Annotated in this window: 20 protein-coding genes and 1 pseudogene; 10 read left to right on the forward strand and 11 right to left on the reverse strand. The window is 72.8% G+C overall.

The genetic code is table 11. The features are described from left to right. Window positions 1-9 precede the first annotated feature (9 nt). The 4 genes from DEI84_RS01770 to DEI84_RS01785 all read left to right on the forward strand — a co-directional run bounded on the left by DEI84_RS01770 (window position 10) and on the right by DEI84_RS01785 (window position 2,622). Complete coding sequence (locus DEI84_RS01770) at window positions 10-891, forward strand: manganese catalase family protein (RefSeq protein ID WP_110825753.1); 882 nt, start codon at window positions 10-12, stop codon at window positions 889-891. A 190-nt stretch (window positions 892-1,081) separates the two neighbouring features. Then, window positions 1,082-1,264: a hypothetical protein gene (locus DEI84_RS01775; protein WP_110825752.1), complete on the forward strand. Its 183-nt coding sequence runs from the start codon at window positions 1,082-1,084 to the stop codon at window positions 1,262-1,264. Window positions 1,265-1,319: 55 nt separating this feature from the next. After that, complete coding sequence (locus DEI84_RS01780) at window positions 1,320-1,895, forward strand: MarR family winged helix-turn-helix transcriptional regulator (RefSeq protein WP_110889436.1); 576 nt, start codon at window positions 1,320-1,322, stop codon at window positions 1,893-1,895. A gap of 91 nt (window positions 1,896-1,986) precedes the next feature. Beyond that, complete coding sequence (locus DEI84_RS01785) at window positions 1,987-2,622, forward strand: TetR/AcrR family transcriptional regulator (RefSeq protein ID WP_110825750.1); 636 nt, start codon at window positions 1,987-1,989, stop codon at window positions 2,620-2,622. A gap of 103 nt (window positions 2,623-2,725) precedes the next feature. Here the strand turns inward: DEI84_RS01785 and DEI84_RS01790 are convergent, their stop codons facing one another. Both DEI84_RS01790 and DEI84_RS01795 read right to left on the reverse strand, forming a co-directional pair. Then, window positions 2,726-3,829 (reverse strand): Gfo/Idh/MocA family protein, encoded by a 1,104-nt coding sequence (locus DEI84_RS01790; protein WP_110889437.1) that lies wholly within the window; start codon window positions 3,827-3,829, stop codon window positions 2,726-2,728. After that, complete coding sequence (locus DEI84_RS01795; protein WP_181419481.1) at window positions 3,826-4,641, reverse strand: sugar phosphate isomerase/epimerase; 816 nt, start codon at window positions 4,639-4,641, stop codon at window positions 3,826-3,828. Before DEI84_RS01795 ends, DEI84_RS01790 begins: the two co-directional genes overlap by 4 nt. A gap of 189 nt (window positions 4,642-4,830) precedes the next feature. Here DEI84_RS01795 and DEI84_RS01800 point away from each other — a divergent pair, with 189 nt between their 5' ends. The 3 genes from DEI84_RS01800 to DEI84_RS01810 all read left to right on the forward strand — a co-directional run bounded on the left by DEI84_RS01800 (window position 4,831) and on the right by DEI84_RS01810 (window position 8,228). Then, window positions 4,831-6,132 carry an MFS transporter gene (locus DEI84_RS01800; RefSeq protein WP_110889438.1) on the forward strand — a complete coding sequence of 434 codons (1,302 nt, stop codon included), beginning with the start codon at window positions 4,831-4,833 and terminating at the stop codon, window positions 6,130-6,132. A 133-nt stretch (window positions 6,133-6,265) separates the two neighbouring features. After that, entirely contained in the window at window positions 6,266-7,585 is a 1,320-nt protein-coding gene (locus DEI84_RS01805; protein WP_110889439.1) for a carboxylesterase family protein, read from the forward strand. A 61-nt stretch (window positions 7,586-7,646) separates the two neighbouring features. After that, on the forward strand, window positions 7,647-8,228 hold the full coding sequence (locus DEI84_RS01810; RefSeq protein ID WP_146232829.1) for a TetR/AcrR family transcriptional regulator: 582 nt from the start codon (window positions 7,647-7,649) through the stop codon (window positions 8,226-8,228). 121 nt (window positions 8,229-8,349) lie between these two features. On the opposite strand, the pseudogene DEI84_RS01815 reads toward DEI84_RS01810, so the two are convergent. From DEI84_RS01815 to DEI84_RS01830, 4 genes and pseudogenes are all read right to left on the reverse strand, one after another. Then, window positions 8,350-8,754: pseudogene (locus DEI84_RS01815) on the reverse strand (alpha/beta fold hydrolase); the annotation flags it as partial. Then, window positions 8,658-9,095: an AAA family ATPase gene (locus tag DEI84_RS01820; RefSeq protein WP_110889440.1), complete on the reverse strand. Its 438-nt coding sequence runs from the start codon at window positions 9,093-9,095 to the stop codon at window positions 8,658-8,660. The gene DEI84_RS01820 and the pseudogene DEI84_RS01815, both read right to left, overlap by 97 nt. Window positions 9,096-9,161: 66 nt before the next feature. Then, window positions 9,162-11,012: an ABC transporter permease gene (locus DEI84_RS01825; protein ID WP_110889441.1), complete on the reverse strand. Its 1,851-nt coding sequence runs from the start codon at window positions 11,010-11,012 to the stop codon at window positions 9,162-9,164. A 3-nt stretch (window positions 11,013-11,015) separates the two neighbouring features. Continuing rightward, window positions 11,016-11,768: an ABC transporter ATP-binding protein gene (locus DEI84_RS01830; RefSeq protein WP_258371655.1), complete on the reverse strand. Its 753-nt coding sequence runs from the start codon at window positions 11,766-11,768 to the stop codon at window positions 11,016-11,018. A 213-nt stretch (window positions 11,769-11,981) separates the two neighbouring features. Here DEI84_RS01830 and DEI84_RS01835 point away from each other — a divergent pair, with 213 nt between their 5' ends. Continuing rightward, complete coding sequence (locus DEI84_RS01835; protein ID WP_110889443.1) at window positions 11,982-12,431, forward strand: NUDIX hydrolase; 450 nt, start codon at window positions 11,982-11,984, stop codon at window positions 12,429-12,431. 107 nt (window positions 12,432-12,538) lie between these two features. On the opposite strand, the gene DEI84_RS01840 is transcribed toward DEI84_RS01835, so the two are convergent. Beyond that, window positions 12,539-13,858, reverse strand: coding sequence for a PP2C family protein-serine/threonine phosphatase (locus DEI84_RS01840; protein ID WP_110825740.1), 1,320 nt, complete (start codon window positions 13,856-13,858; stop codon window positions 12,539-12,541). A gap of 134 nt (window positions 13,859-13,992) precedes the next feature. Between DEI84_RS01840 and DEI84_RS01845 the strand changes: the two genes are divergently transcribed. Both DEI84_RS01845 and DEI84_RS01850 read left to right on the forward strand, forming a co-directional pair. After that, complete coding sequence (locus tag DEI84_RS01845) at window positions 13,993-14,643, forward strand: nucleoside/nucleotide kinase family protein (RefSeq protein WP_258371656.1); 651 nt, start codon at window positions 13,993-13,995, stop codon at window positions 14,641-14,643. A 44-nt stretch (window positions 14,644-14,687) separates the two neighbouring features. After that, window positions 14,688-15,527 carry an SDR family oxidoreductase gene (locus DEI84_RS01850; protein ID WP_181420300.1) on the forward strand — a complete coding sequence of 280 codons (840 nt, stop codon included), beginning with the start codon at window positions 14,688-14,690 and terminating at the stop codon, window positions 15,525-15,527. A 43-nt stretch (window positions 15,528-15,570) separates the two neighbouring features. Here DEI84_RS01850 and DEI84_RS01855 read toward each other — a convergent pair whose 3' ends face one another. The 4 genes from DEI84_RS01855 to DEI84_RS01870 all read right to left on the reverse strand — a co-directional run bounded on the left by DEI84_RS01855 (window position 15,571) and on the right by DEI84_RS01870 (window position 19,749). Continuing rightward, window positions 15,571-16,854 carry a CynX/NimT family MFS transporter gene (locus DEI84_RS01855; RefSeq protein WP_110889445.1) on the reverse strand — a complete coding sequence of 428 codons (1,284 nt, stop codon included), beginning with the start codon at window positions 16,852-16,854 and terminating at the stop codon, window positions 15,571-15,573. Continuing rightward, window positions 16,851-17,525 carry an HAD hydrolase-like protein gene (locus DEI84_RS01860; RefSeq protein ID WP_110825737.1) on the reverse strand — a complete coding sequence of 225 codons (675 nt, stop codon included), beginning with the start codon at window positions 17,523-17,525 and terminating at the stop codon, window positions 16,851-16,853. Before DEI84_RS01860 ends, DEI84_RS01855 begins: the two co-directional genes overlap by 4 nt. Window positions 17,526-17,641: 116 nt before the next feature. Further along, window positions 17,642-18,337: an endonuclease NucS gene (gene nucS, locus DEI84_RS01865; RefSeq protein WP_110825736.1), complete on the reverse strand. Its 696-nt coding sequence runs from the start codon at window positions 18,335-18,337 to the stop codon at window positions 17,642-17,644. 101 nt (window positions 18,338-18,438) lie between these two features. Continuing rightward, window positions 18,439-19,749, reverse strand: coding sequence for an MFS transporter (locus tag DEI84_RS01870; protein ID WP_110889446.1), 1,311 nt, complete (start codon window positions 19,747-19,749; stop codon window positions 18,439-18,441). Between the last annotated feature and the right edge of the window lie 35 nt (window positions 19,750-19,784).

A 19,784-nucleotide genomic window follows, 5' to 3' on the forward strand; every position in this document is an offset into this window, starting at 1 on the left:
GAGAACGATTTGTACTTCCACAAGCAAGAGCTCCAGTTCAAGTCCACCCCCGACAAGCCCGACGCGGTCTACGCCCGCAAGCTCCAGGAGGTGCTCGGCGGCCAGTACGGCGAGATCTCCGTCGCGATGCAGTACCAGTTCCAGGCGTGGAACATGCACATCCCGGGCAAGTACCGCGACATGGTGTTCGGCATCGGCGCGGAGGAGATGGGCCACGTCGAGATGCTCGCGACGATGATCGCGCAGCTGCTCGAGAAGGCCCCGCTCGGCATCACCGGCGACGCGGTGCAGGACGACCCGACGGTCGCCGCGGTCCTCGGCGGCACCGACATCCAGCACGCGATCGTCGCCGGTGCCGGTGCGCGCCCGGTCGACAGCATGGGCAACCCCTGGCAGGGCTCGTACATCACCGCCAGCGGCAACCTGCTCGCCGACTTCACGGCGAACGAGAACGCCGAGATGCAGGGCCGCGTCCAGGCTGCCCGGCTCTACCACATGACCGACGACCACGGCGTGCGGGACCTGCTGAAGTTCCTCATCGCCCGCGACACCATGCACCAGAACATGTGGGCGACCGCGGCTGCGGAACTCCGGGAGTCCGGTCTCGAGACCATGCCGGTGCCGAGCAACTTCCCGCAGCACAAGGAGAACCAGGAGGTCAACTACCAGTACCTCAACTTCTCCGACGGTGCCGAGGCGAAGAACGGCCCCTGGGCGAGCGGCCCGTCGTTCGACGGCAAGGGCGAGTACTCGTACCACGACGGCCCCACCACGTCGTCGCCGATGCCGCCGCCCACGCACCCGGACTCGCGCTTCTACGGCACGACCGAGCTGCCGAACACGATCGAGAAGATCGCCGGCACGGTGCAGGACAAACTCAACAAGGAGTAGTCCGACCCCGGTCCATGCACGAGCCCCTCCTCACCACGAGGAGGGGCTCGTGTCGTTCCACCAGGCCGCCTGGTGGTTCGGCGCGCGAAATGTACAACGAGCCGAAAAGTTCGTTGACCACATAGTTCACGGTGTGAAAGAGTTTCCTCGTCCAGACGGACAGCAGTCTCTCGACGAGGAAGGCGCCATCATGCAGAGCACGTACCACACCACGTCACTCGACACTCGCTTCGGCGGCTCCCACCCGCGCGTGGGCCTGACCGACCCGGCCGTCATCGAGGCCTACGTCGCCCGACGGATCCAGGACCCGTCGCTGCTGTCCCGCCGCTCGGAGGTCTCGTACGCCGACTTCTTCGTCGCCCCGGCCGCCTGAGCCGAGCACGGAGCACCAGCACGACCGCCCGAGTGGGTGAGGGAGACCACGACCCATGCCGTTGACCGTCGTCCGACGCGAACACGTCCACCTCTACGCCCGTGAGCCGCGCACCCGGTCCGCGAAGACCGCCGTCGACGCGCTCCTCCGCCTGCAGCACGCGGAGGAGGACCAGCTCGAACGCGCCCGGGTCGAGAGCGGCCTGACGAAGAACGAGTTCCTCACCGTCCGCTACATGCTCCAGGCGCACCGCGACGGCCGGAGCATGGGACCGAAGGACCTCGCCGTCATGCTCGGGGTGTCGAACGCGTCGGTGACGAAGATCGTCGACGGGCTCGTCGAGAAGGGCGACCTCGTCCGGTCGCCACACCCGACCGACCGTCGTGCACAGGTGCTCGAGCCGACCGTGCAGGCGGCGCGCAAGATCGACGTGTCGTACGAGACCTTCCACCAGGCGGTCGTCGAGGTCATCGACCACCTCTCCGCCGAGGACAACGAGGTCCTGACCCGGTGCCTCGGTCAGATCACGGCAGCGCTCGACGCGGGTGCGCCGACACCGGTGGACGAGTACACCGTCGACGGGGTCGCCGTCCGCTCCCTGCCGGACCCGACGGCGGACGACGGCTCCTGACACGAACCGGACGGGAGGCCCGGCACCCGTGGTGATCCGGGCCTCCCGACCGGTACTGGCCGCGAAAACCTTCCAGCGGTAAGTTGGCAGGATGACCCACCCCGCCGACGAGGACGACGCGGCTCCGCCGCGCCGCGGCGGGTACCGCAAGGGCACCGAGCGACGTGCGCAGATCCTGGACGAGATGATCCGGATGGTCGCGGAACAGGGCGTCGACGCGTCCTCGCTCCGCTCCGTGGCCGACGCCCTCGGCATCACGCACGCGGCGCTCCGGCACTACTTCCCGAGCCGCGACGACCTGCTCCTCGCCGTCTACCGCGAGCACGAGGTCCGCGAGCAGGGTGCTCCGGAACGGATGAAGTCCGCGATCGGCGACATGCGGGAGAGTGCCGCCCGCAACCGAGCCGTCCCCGGACTCGTGCAGCTCTACACGACCCTCTCCGCCGACGCCGTGCAGGAAGGGCACCCGACCACGCGCGAGTTCATGCGTGACCGGTTCACCCGGTTACGCGCGGACCTGAGTGAGCTCATCCGCCGGGACCAGGCCGCCGGCCGGATCCGCGACGACCTCGACCCCGAGGACCTGGCGAGCCTGAGCATCGCGGCCTCGGACGGGCTGCAGGTGCAGTGGCTGCTCGACCCGGACGCCGTCGACGGGGAGCGGGTGCTGCGCCTGCTCGAGCGGATCGTGCCCGCGGGTGGCGCGGAGGAGCAGGCACCGCGCTGACCGGTTTCGACGGCCGTCGTCCTGCTCCGGGTCGACGGGCCGTGGAACGCGGAACGGCCGGCCCCCGGAGGGAGCCGGCCGTTGGCGTCGAGGAGCGGTGGTGCTACGCGGTGAGGACCGCGGCGGCCGGGTCGAAGTCCTCCGGCAGCGGCGGGACCGCGTCGACGGACGACGTGATCTCGACGGCCGACCCCGACTCAGCGGCGTCACGGATGCCGAGCAGCACGTCGAGGACGTGCAGCGCGACGGCACCGGAGGCGCGCTCCGGGCGGTCCTCGGCGATGGCGCGGGCGAGCTCGACGACACCGGTGCCACGGCCCCAGGTGGAGCCGACGGCCTCGAGCGTCTCGGGCTCCTCCTGGCCGTAGCGCCAGAGCTGCGAGGACCCCTCGAACGTGTTCGGGTCCGGGAGCGAGATCGTGCCGAGCGTGCCGTTGATCTCGACGAAGCCCATCCGCGGCAGCGCGTGCTGGAACGAGAACGTCGACTGGGCGGACTGCCCGCCGGCGAACTCGATGAGCGCGGCGTGGTGGGTGGGCACCTCGACGGGGAACGTCTCACCGGCGCGGTCACCCGACGCGATCGTGCGGCGGTCGAGCGACTTCGACGACACGGCCTGCACGCGGCTGGCGGTGCCGAAGGCGTGCACGAGGGTCGTGACGTAGTACGGCCCCATGTCGAACAGCGGGCCGGCACCGGTGGCGAACAGGAAGTCCGGGTTCGGGTGCCAGGCCTCGGGTCCGGGCACGTGGAACAGCGTCGTCGCGGTGAGCGGCTCACCGATGTCGCCGCGGGCGATGGCCCGGAGTGCCGTCTGGATCCCGGCGCCGAGCACGGTGTCCGGGGCGGTCGCGACGCGGAGGCCCTTCGCCTGCGCCGATGCGAGCACGGCAGCGGCCGAGTCGTGGTCGGTGGCGATCGGCTTCTCGCTCCACACGTGCTTGCCGGCGTCGATGATCTGCTGGTCGACCTCGGCGTGCGCGGCCGGGATCGTCAGGTTGATCACGATGGCGATGTCCTCACGTGCGAGGAGTTCCTCGACCGTGCCGGAAGCGGCGACGCCGTAGGCCTCCGCCTGGGCGGCGGCACGGTCGGTCAGGACGTCGGCGACGAAGCGGACCTCGACGTCGGCGAACTGCGTGAGGTTCTCGAGGTACTGCGTCGAGATGTTGCCGGCACCGATGATGCCGACCCCGACACGGCTCACGCGGCGTCCCCGGCGGTGTCGTTCGCCTGCAGCCAGGTGAGGGACTCGGCGATGCCCTCGAAGACGTCGCCCTTGTACGCGTCGAACTCGACGACGCGGATGGCCTGCGGCGCCGCGGCGAGGATGCCCGCCACGTCGACGTCGCCCTGGCCGGCCGGGGTCTGGTTCTCGAAGGCCCGCTGGAGGGCCTCGGGCACGATGAGTGCGCTCTCGGACGAGGGCAGCGCGGTGCGGATGTCACCGTCGACCTTGCCGTCCTTGACGTGGATGGCGACGACGCGCTCGCCGAGACCGCGGAGCACGGCGGGGGCGTCCGCACCGCCGACGGTCGCCCAGAAGGTGTCGACCTCGAGCACTGTCTCCGGGGACAGCTGCGACACGAAGAGGTCGTAGACGGTGCGGCCGTCGACCTTGTTCGTGAACTCCCACTGGTGGTTGTGGTACCCGAACTGCAGGCCGCGGGCGGCGGCCTCGGCGGTGAGGACGTTGACGCGCTCCGCGATGGCCTTGACGTCGTCGGCGGTCTGCCAGCGGTCGGTCGGGATGAACGGGTCGATGACCGTGCGGATGCCGAGGCGCTCGGCGGCGTCCCAGATCGGCGCGGTGTCCTCGGCGTCGATCACGGCGACGTGACCCGACGGTGCGTGCAGGCCGGTGGCGGCGAAGGCACGTTCGAGGTCGGCGGCACGCTCGACGAACGCGTAGGGCTCGACGTTCTCGTAGCCGATCTCGCGGACCCGCGCGATGGCCGCGTCGAGGTCTTCGGCGATGGCGTCGCGCAGTGAGTAGAGCTGCACAGAGGTGGTGGGCATTGCAGAGGCTCCTTCGATCCTGACTGGTGTGCGGCCGACGGAGACACTGCTCCACGGCGAGACGATGACGACGCTACCGCAGAAACCACCCGGTGTGTAGTTTTCGCTGTCGCGGAGTTCCCGGTGGCATGTATGCTCGCCCTCGAAAAACCGTGCGAGGTATGGTTTTCATCGACTCAAGGAGGCGTCATGAGCACACCCGAACCCGCGGAGACCCCGGTGCTGGTCCACCCGGAGCAGGGGATCACCCAGCCGGTCAGCACCCTGCGTGTCAGCGTCGGCTACCAGATCGCACTGTTCCTCGGGCAGTTCGGCCTGTTCGTGGCCCTCATGGCGCCGGTCTACGTGAGCATGCAGCTCAAGGCGGAGGCACTCGTCGGCAGCGACGCCGCGAACGTCATCGGCTCGGTGCTGCCGATCGGCGCGTTCGGCGCGCTCATCATGAACCCGCTCGCCGGCGCGCTGTCCGACCGCACCCGGACGCGCTGGGGTCGGCGGCGTCCGTGGATGCTCACCGGCGTGGTCGTCTTCGCGGTCGCCCTCGCCTGGATCGCGTACGCCCCGGACACCCTGCAGCTGACGCTCGGGTGGCTCCTCGCGCAGCTCGCGGCCAACACCGTGCTCTCCACGCTCACCGCGAGCTTCGCGGACAACGTGCCCGAGTTCCAGCGCGGGAAGTCGTCGAGCATCATCGCGCTCGCCCAGAACACCGCGGTCCTGGCAGGCACGTACCTGTCCGTGTTCTTCGTCGCGAACCTGCCCGTGCTGTTCATCGCGCCGGGCATCCTGGCGATCGTGCTCGTGGTCGTCTACGCCGTCGTCGCCCGGGACGAACTGCCGACGTACCCGCTGAAGAAGTTCACGTTCCTGAACCTGATCTCGTCGTTCTGGACGAACCCGGTCAAGAACCCGGACTTCGCGTTCGCGTGGTGGTCGCGCTTCCTCATCATCTTCGCGACGTTCATGTTCACCACGTACCGACTGCTCTACATGAAGGAGCACATCGGCCTGTCGAGCGACGCCGAGGCCACCGCCGCCGTCGCGTTCGGCGTCCTGCTGTACACGATCGCGCTCCTGGTCAGCGCTGCGCTGTCCGGCTGGGCCTCGGACCGGCTCGGGCGCCGGAAGGTGTTCGTCGCCGGGTCCACCGCGCTGTTCGCCGTCGGGCTCATCGTCCTCGCCCACGCCGAGACGGTGAACGGGTTCTACGTCGCCGAGGTCATCATGGGCTTCGCCTACGGCATCTACTCCGCGATCGACACCGCGCTCGTCGTCGACGTGCTGCCGAACGCCGACCGGCCGGGCAAGGACCTCGGCGTCATCAACATCGCGAACGCACTGCCGCAGTCCCTCGCTCCCGCCGCGGCGCTGTTCTTCCTGAAGTTCGGCACCGGGGGCACGCCCGACAACTACGAGCTCATGTGCTGGGCGGCAGGAGGCGTCGCCATCATCGGCGCACTGGTGGTGCTGCCGATCAAGCGGGTCCGCTGACGCGACCCGGACCGGACGGGAGGCTCCCCACCGGTCACGGCCGTCCCGCCGCTGGCGCGTCGGTCCGGGACCGGCCGGCGAGGGCCCGGCGGCCACGCGGCCACGGGCCTCCCGTCCGTCGTACGGTTGCGGGATGACCACCGCGCCGACCCGCACCTTCACCGCCCCCGTCGGCCGGATCGTCGGCCACCACGACGGCGCGGTCGTCCGCGCGCTCGGCATCCCGTACGCCCGGTCGGAGCGGTTCGCGCGTCCGGAGCCGGTGCCGCCGTCCACGGAGGACTTCGTCGCCGACACCCCCGCCCCTGTGCCGCCGCAACCGTCGACGCCCGTGCTCGAGGCGCTCATCCACCCCATCGAGGCCGAGGTCTCCGAGCAGTGCCAGGCGCTGTCGGTGACCGTGCCGGCGGACGTCCGCGACGACGAGCGGCTGCCCGTCATGGTGTGGATCCACGGCGGCTCGTACGTCGTCGGCGGCGGGGACATCCCGATCCACGACCCGCGCGCCCTCGTCGAGGAGCAGCGCGTGGTCGTCGTGGCCGTGACGTACCGGCTCGGGGTGCTCGGGTTCCTCGGCGACGGGGAGCGGGTACCGGCGAACCTCGGGCTGCTCGACATCGTCCAGGCGCTCCGGTGGGTGCGTGGGAACATCGCGGCGTTCGGCGGCGACCCGGAGTCCGTCACCCTGTTCGGGCAGTCCGCGGGCGGCGACGCGATCGCCCACCTCATGGCGGCGGACGGCACGGCCGGGCTCTTCCGCCGGGCGATCGTCCAGAGCGCGCCGCTCGGTCTGTCCCGCCGCCGTGCCCGGATGAACCGCGCCATGGTCCGGGCCGTCCGCACGGTCGGGCCGGAGACCGGACTCGACGAGGTCCTGTCGCTGCAGGCCGCGGCGGAGCGGGTCGCGCTGCCGTACGGCCTCCGCGGCGGGATGCCGTTCGGCACGCAGTACGGGCACGCGCCACTGCCGGCCGAGCGCCACCTCGACGCGGCCTGGCGCCGGGCAGCACCGCACGTCGAGGTCCTGATCGGGTCCGCCTCCGACGAAGCCGCGCTCTACATCCCGATGATCCCCGGCCTGGCGGCGCTCTGCCGGACGCGCGCCGGCCGTGCGCTCGTCCGCTGGCTGCTCGTCCGACCCCTCACCGCGGTCATCTACGGCCGGGACGCCCGTGCGTTCGCCGCACGACATCGCGCCGCGGGTGGCCGTGCCGTCGTCTACCGGCTGCACCGCGGGGTCACGGTCCGACCGACCGGGGCCGTGCACATGAGCGACGTGCCGCTGCTGCTCGGCGACCGTCAGGCCTGGGCCGGCAGCCGCTTCGTGCCGGAGCGGGACTGGGCGGCCGTGGAGCGGCGCGGTCCGGGGATCCGCGCGGTCTGGGCGGAGTTCGCCCGCACCGGACGCGTCACGGTCGCCGACGACGAGACGCTGACGTTCGACCGGGGCTGACCCGCCGCCCCCCTCGAACTGGCGGTCGCGCCGTCGCCGCCCGCGACGGATGATCGTCCTCATGCCCGACGCCGATCTCCGCCACCGCATCGTCACGGCAGCGGTCGAGGCCTTCCGGCGGTCGGACTTCCACAGCGTCGGACCGGCCGAGGTCGCGGCGCTCGCCGACGTCACCGTCGCCCAGGTCACCGACGCGTACCCGGTCTGGGAGCTGCTCGTCGTCGCCGTCATGGACCGCTGGGACAACGGGGACCGCCGGCGACTGTGGCACCTGGCCGAGGAACAGGGGGCAGCCGCCTACCTCCGCGCACGCCTGCAGTCCGGTCTCGCCGACCCCGCGCTCGTCCGGATGCGCATCGCCACGCTGAGCGCCGCCTCCGCGCCGTCACACCCCGCTGCCGGGTGGTTCCACACCCAGTACGAGCACGCGTTCGACGACGTCACCCTGGCCCTCGTCCGCGACGTCGTGGCCGGACGCGAACCGCGCGGGACCTCCCCGAGACACGCTGCCGAGCAACTGGTCGCCCTGTACGAGGGGTTGCAGCTGCAGGCCATGCTCCGGGACGACGCGGACCTCCTCTCCGGCTGGGACCGGGCCGTCGCCCGGATGCGCGCCGGATGGGGTGCGGTCGCGCTCGTCTGAGCAGCCGCCGGCGACCTGCCGGGACCGGCGGTGAGGGACGGGAGGCGCGGTGCGGGTGAGCCGGTCGGCCCTCCTGCACCGCGCCTCCAGTCCGGACCGCTGCGGACGCAGCGACGCGGTGTCAGCCGCGGATGAACGCGAGGATGTCGGGGTTGATGACGTCCGCGTGGGTCGTCAGCATCCCGTGCGGGTAGCCCTCGTAGATCTTCAGCGTGGCGTCGCTGAGCAGTTCGGCCTGCTTCACGGCGGCGTCCTGGTACGGCACGACCTGGTCGTCGTCGCCCTGCAGGACGAGGACGGGCACGGTGATGGCGCGGAGGTCCTCGGTCTGGTCCGTCTCGGAGAACGCCTTGATGCCCTCGTAGTGCGCGACGGCGCTGCCCGTCATGCCCTGACGCCACCAGTTGTCGATGACCGGTTCCGACGGCGTCACACCGGGACGGTTGTAGCCGTAGAAGGGGCCTGAGGCCACCGCGCGGAAGAAGTCGGCGCGGTTCGCCGCGAGGGCCTGACGGAACCCGTCGCGAGGAGCGGTGACGGCTGCACGCCTGGTTCGACCCCGAACGCGACGTCCAACGCCCGCCGCTGCGGTGCCGGCAGGTTCGGGATGCCCGCACGCAGCGGGTACAGGAGCATGTGGAGGGCGGCGTACGGTTCCGCCGACTCGTCGAGCGTGCCGGTCGTCGTGAGGACCCGCACGCCGCGGCTGTCCGCGTACTCGACCACGTCGGCGACGAGCGACGACTTGCCGATCCCCGCCTCGCCGTCGACCACGAACGCCGAACCACCGCTGTCCACGTCCCGGATCGCGGTGCGGAGGGCCGCGATCTCCCGCTCGCGCCCGATGACGGGCTGCGCCATCGTCATGCCGTCAGTATGCCAGCGGCGCTGCCCCGGTCACGTCCGGGGCAGCGCCGCACTCCCGCTGACCCGTCACCGCCCCCGCGCGATCCGCCCCGCCACCGGCAGCACCCCTACGACCGCCACGACGACCGCCGCGAGCGAGAACCCGGCCCAGGACGCGAGGTCGAACCCGGCTGCCGGAGCACCGGCGAGCCCGAACCCGACGCCGACCAGCGCCGGCAGGACGGCGAGGGTCCCGATCACCACGGCTGCGACCGCGGTGTAGGCCGTCTCGACCCCGGCCATCCGCAGCAGCTGGACGCGGGTGGCGCCCGTCCGCTGCAGCAGCCCGAACTCGTCGCGGCGACCCCGGGTGGTGGTGAGCAACGTGTTGCCCGCGGCGGCAGCCACGAAGGCGAGGAGGGCGACGACGAGGACCAGGGACAGCCGCCGGTCGCCGTCCCCTGACCGGAGGGCGGTCGTGACGTACCCGTCGATCGAGGTGACGTCCGCACCGGTGGCGAGCAGGGCCTCCCGGACGGCGGCACGGTCACCGGCGGCCGTGTCGACGAGCAGCGTGCCGGCCGGGCCGCTCGTCCGGTCGCGCACGAGGACGTCACCGAACGCCAGGCCGCGGTCGTAGACCGCGACGACCCGCGCCGGGGTCGTCGGTCCGTCACCCGTCCGCATCCGGATGGTGTCCCCGAGGCCGGTCGGGGTGAGGGCGATGACGTCGGTGCTCACCGCGACGGTGCCCGGCTCGTCGAGCGCGTCGAGGGAACCGGCGCGGACGGCGGGGTCGACGCGACCGTCGTCGCCCGACAGTGCACGGATCACGGTCGGTTCCCACTCGAGGTCGCCGAGGGCGGGGAGGTCCTCGTCGGCCTGCTCGATCTGGACCGAGCCGGCGGTGTCCCGCATCGTCGTCGTCGCGCGGACGCCCGGCATCGCCGCGATCCGGTCCGCCTCGGCAGCGGTCACGCCGTCCGCTCCGATCACGACGAGGTCGGCCTGGAGGCCCGCCCCCAGTTGGTCCCCCGTCGCACGCTGGACGGCGGCGTCCGTCCCGGTCTGCACCGTCCCGAGCGCGACGAGGAGCGCGAGCGGCACCACCGCGGCGCTGAGCCGGCGGGAGGCCCCGCGGGCGTTGAGGAGCGCGAGCGTGGCCGCCGGTCCGGAGGCCCCGCGGAGGGCGCGCCGCGCACCCCACTGCACGAGGAGCGGCCCGGCGAGGGCCGCCGCGACCACGAGCACGATCGCGGAGGTGGCGCCGGTCGCACTGCCGACCAGGCCGGGGGTGAAGAAGGGCGTGGTCGCGGTCGCGAGGCCGATGAGCGCGGTGACCCCGGCTGCGATCCGTCGACCGCGCGAGAGCGTGGGGACGTCGGTCGTGCTCGCACGGACGGCGTCGGTGGGGCTCGGGCGGGTCGCTGCCCGCGCGGCCATCGCTGCGGCCAGCAGTCCGGTGGGCACGAGGACGACCAGCGTGCCGACCAGCGGCACGATCGTCGGGGTGAGCGTGAAGCCGGCGGGGACGACCGCGCTCGAGCGCAGGAGGGGTGTCACGAGGGGCGCGACGAAGGTGCCCACGAGTGCGCCCGCGGGTGCGACGAGTGCGAGCAGGACCAGGACCTCGGTGCGGACCGTGCCGCGGATCTGCCCGGCGGTCGCACCGATCGCCCGGAGCAGGGCGAACTCGCGGCGCCGTTCGCGGAGGACCCCCGCGAAGACGCTCGCCACCATGAACACCGTGATGAGCAGCAGTGTCCCGGCGAAGGAGCCCGCGACGGTGGAGAGGAACGGGGCGTCCGGATGCCGGATGCCGGCCTCGAGCCAGGCGCCCGTGACCGCGAGGAGCACGGCGGCCAGGGCGACGACCACACCGGCGCCGACGACGGCCGCGCGGTTGACGACGAGCAGGGAGCGGAGAGCGGCGCGCACGGCTCAGCGCCCCAGGCCGAGGACGCGGGCGGTGACCGACTCGAGCGTGGGGGAGTGGAGCTCGTCGCGCACCCGACCGTCGGCGAGGAACACGACCCGGTCGGCGAAGGCCGCGGCCCGGGGGTCGTGGGTGACGAGCACGAGGGTCTGCCCGAGTGACCGCACCGCGTGCTGCAGGAGCTGCAGGATCCGTTCCGCGGTCGCGGTGTCGAGCGCACCGGTGGGCTCGTCGGCGAACACGACGTCCGGCCCGGCGACGAGGGCCCGCGCGATGGCGACGCGCTGCGCCTGGCCGCCGGACAGCTCCCCGGGCAGGCGGCCGGTCATGCCCCCCAGGCCGACGGCGTCGAGCAGCTCCGCGATCCGCTGCTCGTCGGCGCGGGTGCCGGCGAGTGTCAGGGGCAGCCGCACGTTCTCGCCGACGGTCAGGTGCGGCACGAGGTTGTAGCCCTGGAACACGAAGCCGACGTGGTCGCGGCGGAACCGCGTCACGGCGTCCGGGCGCAACGCGCCGAGGTCGATGCCTCCGATGACCACCCGGCCACTCGAGGGGGTGTCGAGACCGGCTGCACAGTTGAGGAACGTGGACTTGCCGGACCCGGACGCACCCATCAGGGCCGTGAAGCTGCCGGAGGCGATGTCGAGCGAGACGCCGTCGAGCGCGGTCACGGTCGACGGGCCGTTCGGGTACGTCTTGGTGACCCGGTCGAGGTGCACGGCGGTGCCGGTGCGGGCGGGTGAGAGGACTGTGGACACGAGGACTCCTGACGAGGACGGTGCGGGACGGCGTGCGTCGTCCACGCTAGGAACGCGAGCGCTCGCGGCCGAGGGCCGAAGGGTGGGACCCGGGAGGTTGCATCCTCCGATGCAGGCGGCGGCGGTCGTGCCGCCGGACCGGTCCACGACCCGCTGGACGGGAGGCACGGCGCGGCTCGCCGGCATCGGCCCGCCTGCTGCGATGGTCTGGTCATGGAGTACACGGACTACGACACCCGGCTGGCGTCCTACGCCGTGGTCACCGACGGCGACCGGGTGCTGCTCGCACGGCTGAGCTGGCCGGACGCCGGGCTCTGGACGCTGCCCGGCGGCGGGGTCGAGCTGGACGAGACGGTCGAGGAGGGTGCGGTCCGTGAGGTCCGCGAGGAGACCGGGTACGACGTCGTGGTCGAGGGGCTGCTCGGGATCCGGTCGCACGTCGTGCCGCCGGAGCGTCGGAAGCACCAGAACGGTCGACCGATGAAGGCCGTGCAGGTGGTGCACCGGGCTCGGGTGGTCGGGGGAGCGCTGCGCCACGAAGCGGTGGGGACGACGGACATGGCGCGGTGGGTGCCACTCGACGAGCTCGGGGCGCACCGGCACGGGCTGCTCGTGGTGCAGGCGCTCCGGTGGGCCGGGGTCGGCGGGGGCACCACGGTTTGACCGCGCAGGGCCGCCGGCACCGAGCGGTCCGGTGCGCTGGCCGGTCCGGGGCGCAGCCGTCCGGTGCGCTGGCCGGTCCGGGGGGGGCAGGCCGGACCGGGCGGTGCCTAGGACCGGGAGACCTCGAGCTCCGGGTCGTACCGGATCGCGAGCACGGTGACGTCGTCCTCGTTGTGGCCGGCGCGACCGCGCTCCTCGAGCCGCTCGACGAGGTGGTCGGGGTCCGGGTCGGCGACGGCGAACTCCGCGAACCGGTCGACGGCGTCGAGGCCGTCGCCGAACAGGTCGAGGACACCGTCGCTGACGCTGAGGATCACGTCGCCCGGACGGAGCACCGTCTCCTGCGTCGTCCAGGACGTCCCGACACCGATCGGCAGGTCGACGCTCCGGAGCCACTCGTGGCTGCCGTCCGCACGGAGCAGCAGGGTCAGGCCGTGCCCGGCGTCGACCCAGCGCGCGATCCCGTCGACGCTGACGTGCACGTGGAAGCAGGTCGTGAACTGTTCCGTGGCGGGCGCGTCCAGGCCCACGTCGAGGCCCGTCGCGGTGCGGCTCACCGCCTCGTCGGGCGCTCCCTCGCGGACGGACGAGCGCAGGACCGAACGCACGACGGCGGCGATCATGCCCGCTCCGACGCCCTTGCCCATCACGTCCCCGAGCGTGAAGGCGGCGCCGTCCGTGATCGGGAACCAGTCGTAGAAGTCGCCGCCGACCGAGCGTGTCGGGAGGCACACGGCCCGGACCGTCAGCACGGCCGGGATGTCCACGGCGGTGACGGGCAGCAGGGAGCGCTGCACGAGGGCGGCCTGGCTGATCTCCGCCTCCGCCTGTTGTCGCAGGTCCTGCATCGCCTGCAGCCGGACCACGGCCTGCCGGGCGAGCTCGTTCGTGACGCCGGCGACCCCGACGAAGACCACCAGGACGACCACCAGGCGCACGACCTCGCTGGCGCCGAGTTCGGCCTGACCGACGACCGTCGGCAGGAGGAACGTCACCGCGGTGCCGATCAGCGGGTAGACGACGTGCTGCCGACCCGGTCGGGCGGCGATCCAGATCAGCGGGAGGAGCACGGCCGCGAGGAAGGGCGACCGGGCGTCGCCGGTCCCGAAGCGCAGCAGGCCGATCGCGATGAAGTCGAGCGCGGGGACGAGGAGCTCGAACCGTGCGAGCCCGGGTCGCGCCACGAGCAGTCCGGTGAACGCCAGCCCGAGGAGCGCGAGTCCCGTCCCGGCCCACATGCTCGGCGCGTTCGTCACCGTGAGCCAGGGGAGCAGCACGCTGCAGACCGCGGCGACCACGGACACCGCGGCGATGACCGCCTGGTTCGTCAGCGGGGTCGTCCTGGCCGAGGACCGCACGGCCAGCGGCGCCGCACGGTCGGGAGCGGTGACCTGTGCGACGGCCGGGCCGGATGTCGTCTGCGCCATAGGTGACGAACGCTACCGGCCGTCCGCCGCGGGGGGAACGCGCCCGTTCGTGGGGCACGGCGCCCGGCGACGGCGAGCGGACGCGTCGGCGGGATCGCCCTCCGTCCGGGCACTCGATGCACGAGGATGGACCCGTGCGCACCCAGGAGACCCTGTCCGTCGACCAGGCCGTGGCGCGTGCGGTGGCGCTCGCCGAGGCGGGCGGCCGCAGCGTCGTCGGCATCGCCGGCGCTCCCGGGGCGGGCAAGTCCACGCTCGCCCGACGGGTCGTCACCGAGGTCGTGACGCGGCTCGGTCCGGGCGTCGCCGTGCAGGTGCCGATGGACGGGTTCCACCTCGCGAACGCGGCCCTCGACACCCTCGGCCGGCGCGGACGCAAGGGCGCGGTCGACACGTTCGACGCCGCCGGGTACGTCGCACTCGTCCGGAGGTTGGCCGCGACCGGGGGGACCGACGGCACGGTCTGGGCTCCCGACTTCGACCGTCGCGTCGACGAGCCCGTGGCCGGCAGCATCGCCGTCCCGCGGGAGACCGTGCTCGTGGTCTCCGAGGGCAACTACCTGCTCGACCAGACCGCCCCGTGGCGGGAGCTGCCCGACCTGTTCACCGAGACGTGGGCGTGCGTCGTCGACGACTCCGTGCGGATCGACCGACTGGTCGGTCGCCACATGCGGCACGGCCGCGACCACGAGGCCGCCCGACGGTGGGCCGTGGAGGTCGACGGCGTCAACGCCGATCGGGTGACGGCGGACCTGCACCGGGCCTCCGTCCTGGTCCGGACCTGACCGGACCCACCGACGACAGCAGCACCGACCGACAGGAGCACGACGTGACCATCGCCATCACCGGGGCCACCGGCAACATCGGCGGCGCCGTCGCCCGCGCGCTCGCCGCGGACGAGGTGCCCTTCCGCATGGTCGTCCGCGACGCCTCCCGGGCCCCACGGCTGCCCGGGGCCGAGGTCGCCGTCGCGACGTACGCCGACGGCGACGCGGCCCGCGCCGCCCTCGAGGGCGTCGACGTCCTGTTCCTGGTGTCCGGCGCGGAGGCCCGTGACCGGCTCGACCAGCACCGCACCGTCGTGCGCGCAGCGGCCAGTGCCGGCGTGCAGCACGTCGTCTACACGTCCTTCCAGGGCGCGGCCCCCGACGCGACCTTCACGCTCGGCCGCGACCACTGGTGGACCGAGCAGGCGGTGCGCGACACCTCGATGGCGCACACGTTCCTGCGCGACTCGTTCTACCTGGACTTCGTCGAGGACCTCGTCGGCGAGGACGGTGTCATCCGGGGCCCGGCGGGCGACGGGGCGATGGCCGCCGTGGCCCGGGCCGACGTGGCACGTGTGGCGACCGCGGTCCTCCGTGCGCCGGAACGGCACATGGACCGCACGTACGACCTCACCGGACCCGCGGCGATCACGCTCGAGCAGGCGGCCGCGACCGTCAGCGCGGTCCGGGGACGGCCGGTGAGCTACCACCGCGAGACGGTGGAGGAGGCCTACGCCTCCCGGCAGCGCTGGGACCCGGAGCCGTGGCAGGCCGACGCGTGGGTGAGCACCTACACGGCGATCGGCGAGGGCGCGCTGGCGAAGGTGTCCGGGGACGTCGAGCGCGTCACCGGGCAGGCGCCGATGTCGCTCCGCCAGGTCCTGGAGGCCCAGAGCGCCTGACCGCGCCGGTCGCGGCCCGCTCCCGGTGCGCGGTGCGGGAGGCTCAGCGCACCTTCCGTGCGGACAGGGACCCGACGACGCCGAGGAGCAGCACCGCCACCAGGACGGTCAGCAGCGGTGCCGTCCAGCCGCCGGTCGCCCCGTGCAGGGCCCCGGCCACGAGCGGCCCCGCCGACCCGATCAGGTACCCGCCGCCCTGCACGAACGCGGACAGCCGGCGGGCGTCGTCGTCGTTCGACACGAGCCGCACGATGACGATGAAGATGATCGTGATGCCGCCGCCCTGGGCAGCGCCGCCGAGCACCGACCACAGCAACCAGAGCTGTGGGGCGACGAGCAGGCCGAGGGGCATCGCGAGCCAGAAGAACGCGACGAGGGCGATGATGGCGCGCGGCCGGGACCGGCTGGCGAGCACCGGCACCCCGAGCGCCCCGACGACCGCCAGGATCTGGAACACCGAGGAGCTCGCCCCGGACGACGCCGTGTCGAAGCCGATCTCGTCGTGCAGCAGCGTCGGGATCCAGGCGGTCAGCGCGTAGTACGAGAACGCCTGCCCACCGAACGCGAGCATGAGCCCCCACGTCACCCAGCGCTTGGCGGGGTGCGGCAGGGTCGCCACGACGGGGGCCGCCGGGACCGTGCGGACCGCACCGGTGTCCAGGACCTGGTCGATCGGTCCGGTCGCCGGCACCGGTCCGGAGTCGCGGTCGGCACCACGCCATGCGGCACCCGCCCCGACCGCGTAGGTCCACGCGGCACCGGCGACGACCGCGAGCACGGCCCAGATCGCGATCGCGACCGGCCAGCCCCAGACGGCTGCGATCGGTGCCGTGCCGAGCGAGGTCGTCATCGACCCGACGTTGAGCGCGGAGGTGTACACGCCCGTGACCAGGCCGACCCGTTCCGGTGAGGTGTCCCGCCGGATGACGACCGGGATCACCACGTTGCCGATCGTGATGCCGATGCCGATCACCGCGGTGCCGACGAGCAGCGCGGCCTCGTGCGGGACCGACCGGAGGACGGTGCCGACGAGCACGATGAGCAGCGACAGCGACACGGCGCGCTCCGCGGTGAACCGGGCGATGACCCAGCTGGCGAACGGCGTCGCGAGGGCGAAGCAGAGCACCGGGATCGTGGTGAGGAGCCCGGCGACCGTCGCCGTCATGCCGAGGTCGACCCGGATGTCCCCGATGACCGGCGCCGGCGCGACGATCGGGCCGCGGAAGTTCAGCGCGACGAGGACGATCGCGGCGGGCAGCAGCCACGCGGCCCCGCGGAGTCCGGCACGGCGAGCTGCCGCGCCGGTGGTCTCGCCGCCGCCGCTCACGTGCTCGGCAGCAGGATCGGCAGCAGGTCGAGCGGGGTCGCCGCCTGCGCGACGGTGCCTGCGGCCTCGGCGGGGGAGCCGTACCCCCACTCGGCGAAGACGGTCGGGACGCCGTGCGCAGCCGCCCCCTCGACGTCGTGCAGGCGGTCCCCGACGAGCACCGGACGGCTGATGTCGAACCCACGGGCGTCGAGCCGGCGCAGGGCCTCCTCGACCACGTCGGCCTTGGCGGAGCGCACCTCGTCGTCGCTCGCCCCGGTGATGACGTCGATGTCCCCGGTCAGGCCGTAGTGCTCGAGGATGTAGGTCGCCGGGGTCTCGGGCTTGCTCGTCGCGGTCGAGATCGGCACGCCGGCCTCGTGCAGGGTGTGCAGGACGACGTCGATGCCCGGGTACATGCGGGAGTCGAGTGCTCCGTGCGAGAAGTAGTGCTCGCGGTACACGGCGAGGGTGCGCTCGGTGAGCTCGTCGTCCATGCCCATCGCGATGCGGAAGGTGTCGAGGATCGGCGGCCCCACGAACGACATGAGGGTGTCCTGGTCGGGCACGGGGACGCCGACCTGTCGGAACGTGTGCGTCAGGCTCTCGATGATGCCCGGCGCCGAGTCGCTGATGGTGCCGTCGAGGTCGAACAGGACGGCGGTGAAGGGGCGCTCCGGGCTGCTTGTCATGTCCCACCCAGCCTAGCCGCGCCGCCGGAGCCGCCCGGCGGCGGGGTGAGCCGCCCGCCGGGGGCGGGTCGGGCCTCCCGGCCCGCGGTCGGAACCGAGTCGCGGCGCCGGCGCGCTCAGAAGAGCCGCGCGTGCCCGCCCTCGATGCCGCGCATCTCGTCGTAGTCGAGGACGAGGCAGCGGATGCCGCGGTCCTCGGCCAGGGTGCGGGCCTGGGGGGCGAACGACTGTGCCGCCAGGACGCCCTGCACCGGCCGCAGGTGCGGGTCGCGGTTCATGAGCTCGAGGTAGCGGGTGAGCTGCTCGACGGCGTCGATGTTGGCGTTCCGCTTCATCTCGACCGCGACGCTCGCGCCCGCGTCGTCCCGCGCCAGGATGTCGACCGGACCGATGGCGGTCATGTACTCGCGGCGGACCAGCGTGTGGCCGTCACCGAGGAGCTCGATCTGCTCGGCGAGGAGCTGCTGCAGGTGCGCCTCCACCCCGTCCTTGACCAGACCGGGGTCGACGCCGAGGTCGTGCGACTCGTCGGCGACCACCTCGTGGATGCTGACGATGAGGCGGTCCTGCGTCTTCTTCTGTGTGACCGTCCACACCTGCGTGATGCCCGCGGACGCCTGGTCGTCGTCGGGTTCCGCGATCGCGATCGAGCACGGCGGGCTCATCCAGTTGAGTGGCTTGTAGCTGCCGCCGTCCGAGTGGACGAGGAGCGAGCCGTCGGCCTTCAGCATGAGGAGCCGGGTCGCGAGGGGCAGGTGGGCCGACAGGCGACCGGCGTAGTCGACGGAGCAGCGGGCGATGACGAGACGCACCCGGGAAGCCTAACCGGGATCGCAGGCGGCCCGGCGGGTCGCCCACCGGCCCCTGTGCTCGCTGCTCGCTGCTCCGGGCGGAGGCAGGCGGTGCCGGCGGCTCAGCGTCGCCGGTCGGCCGTGTCGGTCCGGTCGGCCACGCCAGCCCTGCCAGCCGCGCCGCCCGGGAGGCCGGGGTCGCCGCCGGTCCGTCCGTCGCCCGGGCGGGTGGTCGCGGTCCGCTCCCGCGCGGCACCGGACGCGAGGCCGGCCGCGATGATGAACACGAACACGATGAGGAGCCCGTTGAGGAGGCCGACGTGCTCGCCGGCGAACCCGATGATCGGCGGTCCGGCGAGGAACGCCACGTAGCCGATCGTCGCGACGGCGCTGACCTTGGCGGCCGCGGTGCGGGGGTCGTCCGCGGCGGCCGACATCCCCATCGGGAACCCGAGCGAGGCACCGAGCCCCCAGAGCACGACACCGACGATCGCGATCGGGACGTTCGGCACGAAGATGAGCATGCCGAGGCCGACGACCGCGACCACCGCGCTCGCCCGGAGCACCGGGACCCGTCCGAACCGGTCGATGAGCGGGCTGCCGGCGACGCGGCCGACGGTCATCGCGGCGAGGAAGACGGCGAGCACGGCCGAGCCGCCGTCGTTCGCCAGGCCGTGGCCGTCGATCATCGCGAGGGGCAGCCAGTCGTTCGCGGAGCCCTCGGCCAGGGCCATGCCGAGCACGACGACCCCGATGAGGAGGGTCGACGGCTGCTTCCAGATCGCCCACCGCGAGACCGGCAGTGCCACCGGGCTGGTGTCGGTCGGCTCGGGCTCGACGTGCCGGTCCTCGCCGAACCAGCGGATGGCGACGAGCATCGCCAGGCTCGTGAGGACGCCGACGACCACGAAGTGCAGCGCGACCGGGACCTCGAAGCGCTCGGCGAGGGCGCCGATGCCCGCGCCGGCGAGCGTCCCGACGCTGAACGCCGCGTGGAACAGCGGCATGATCGTCCGGCCGCCGAGTCGCTCGGCGGTCGCTCCGGACACGTTCATCGACACGTCGCACAGGCCGTTGCCGAACCCGAACGCGATGAGGCAGATCCAGATCGCGGCGAAGCCCCAGTCCATCGTGACGGCGATGCCCGCGGCCACCATGCCGAGCGCCAGGCACGCGGCGGCCACGAGGACACCGCGACGGGCACCGAGCCTCGCGACGATGTGGCCGGCGAAGGTCAGGCCGGCGATCGACCCGACCGACATGCCGAGGACGAGCAGGCCCATCGTGAAGGTCGAGGCGTCCAGGGAGTCCCGCACGCTCGGCACGCGTCCGAGCCAGGTCGCGATGTCGAGCCCGGACAGGGTGAACACCACGAACACCGCGTTGCGCCAGGCGCGGGTCGTCGGAGCGGGGCGGGTGCCGGCCGTCGTCATGGAACTGTCCGATCGAATCGATTCGAGGAGGGGTA

This window comes from Curtobacterium sp. MCBD17_023 (assembly GCF_003224415.1).
In the GTDB taxonomy this organism is placed as follows: Bacteria; Actinomycetota; Actinomycetes; order Actinomycetales; family Microbacteriaceae; genus Curtobacterium.

Coding starts and splice junctions, on each gene's coding strand:
- DEI84_RS01775 (WP_110825752.1), top strand. CDS start 1,082: ATGCAGAGCACGTACCACACCACGTCACTCGACACTCGCTTCGGCGGC.
- DEI84_RS01780 (WP_110889436.1), top strand. CDS start 1,320: ATGCCGTTGACCGTCGTCCGACGCGAACACGTCCACCTCTACGCCCGT.
- DEI84_RS01785 (WP_110825750.1), top strand. CDS start 1,987: ATGACCCACCCCGCCGACGAGGACGACGCGGCTCCGCCGCGCCGCGGC.
- DEI84_RS01795 (WP_181419481.1), bottom strand. CDS start 4,641: ATGCCCACCACCTCTGTGCAGCTCTACTCACTGCGCGACGCCATCGCC.
- DEI84_RS01800 (WP_110889438.1), top strand. CDS start 4,831: ATGAGCACACCCGAACCCGCGGAGACCCCGGTGCTGGTCCACCCGGAG.
- DEI84_RS01805 (WP_110889439.1), top strand. CDS start 6,266: ATGACCACCGCGCCGACCCGCACCTTCACCGCCCCCGTCGGCCGGATC.
- DEI84_RS01810 (WP_146232829.1), top strand. CDS start 7,647: ATGCCCGACGCCGATCTCCGCCACCGCATCGTCACGGCAGCGGTCGAG.
- DEI84_RS01820 (WP_110889440.1), bottom strand. CDS start 9,095: ATGACGATGGCGCAGCCCGTCATCGGGCGCGAGCGGGAGATCGCGGCC.
- DEI84_RS01835 (WP_110889443.1), top strand. CDS start 11,982: ATGGAGTACACGGACTACGACACCCGGCTGGCGTCCTACGCCGTGGTC.
- DEI84_RS01840 (WP_110825740.1), bottom strand. CDS start 13,858: ATGGCGCAGACGACATCCGGCCCGGCCGTCGCACAGGTCACCGCTCCC.
- DEI84_RS01860 (WP_110825737.1), bottom strand. CDS start 17,525: ATGACAAGCAGCCCGGAGCGCCCCTTCACCGCCGTCCTGTTCGACCTC.
- DEI84_RS01870 (WP_110889446.1), bottom strand. CDS start 19,749: ATGACGACGGCCGGCACCCGCCCCGCTCCGACGACCCGCGCCTGGCGC.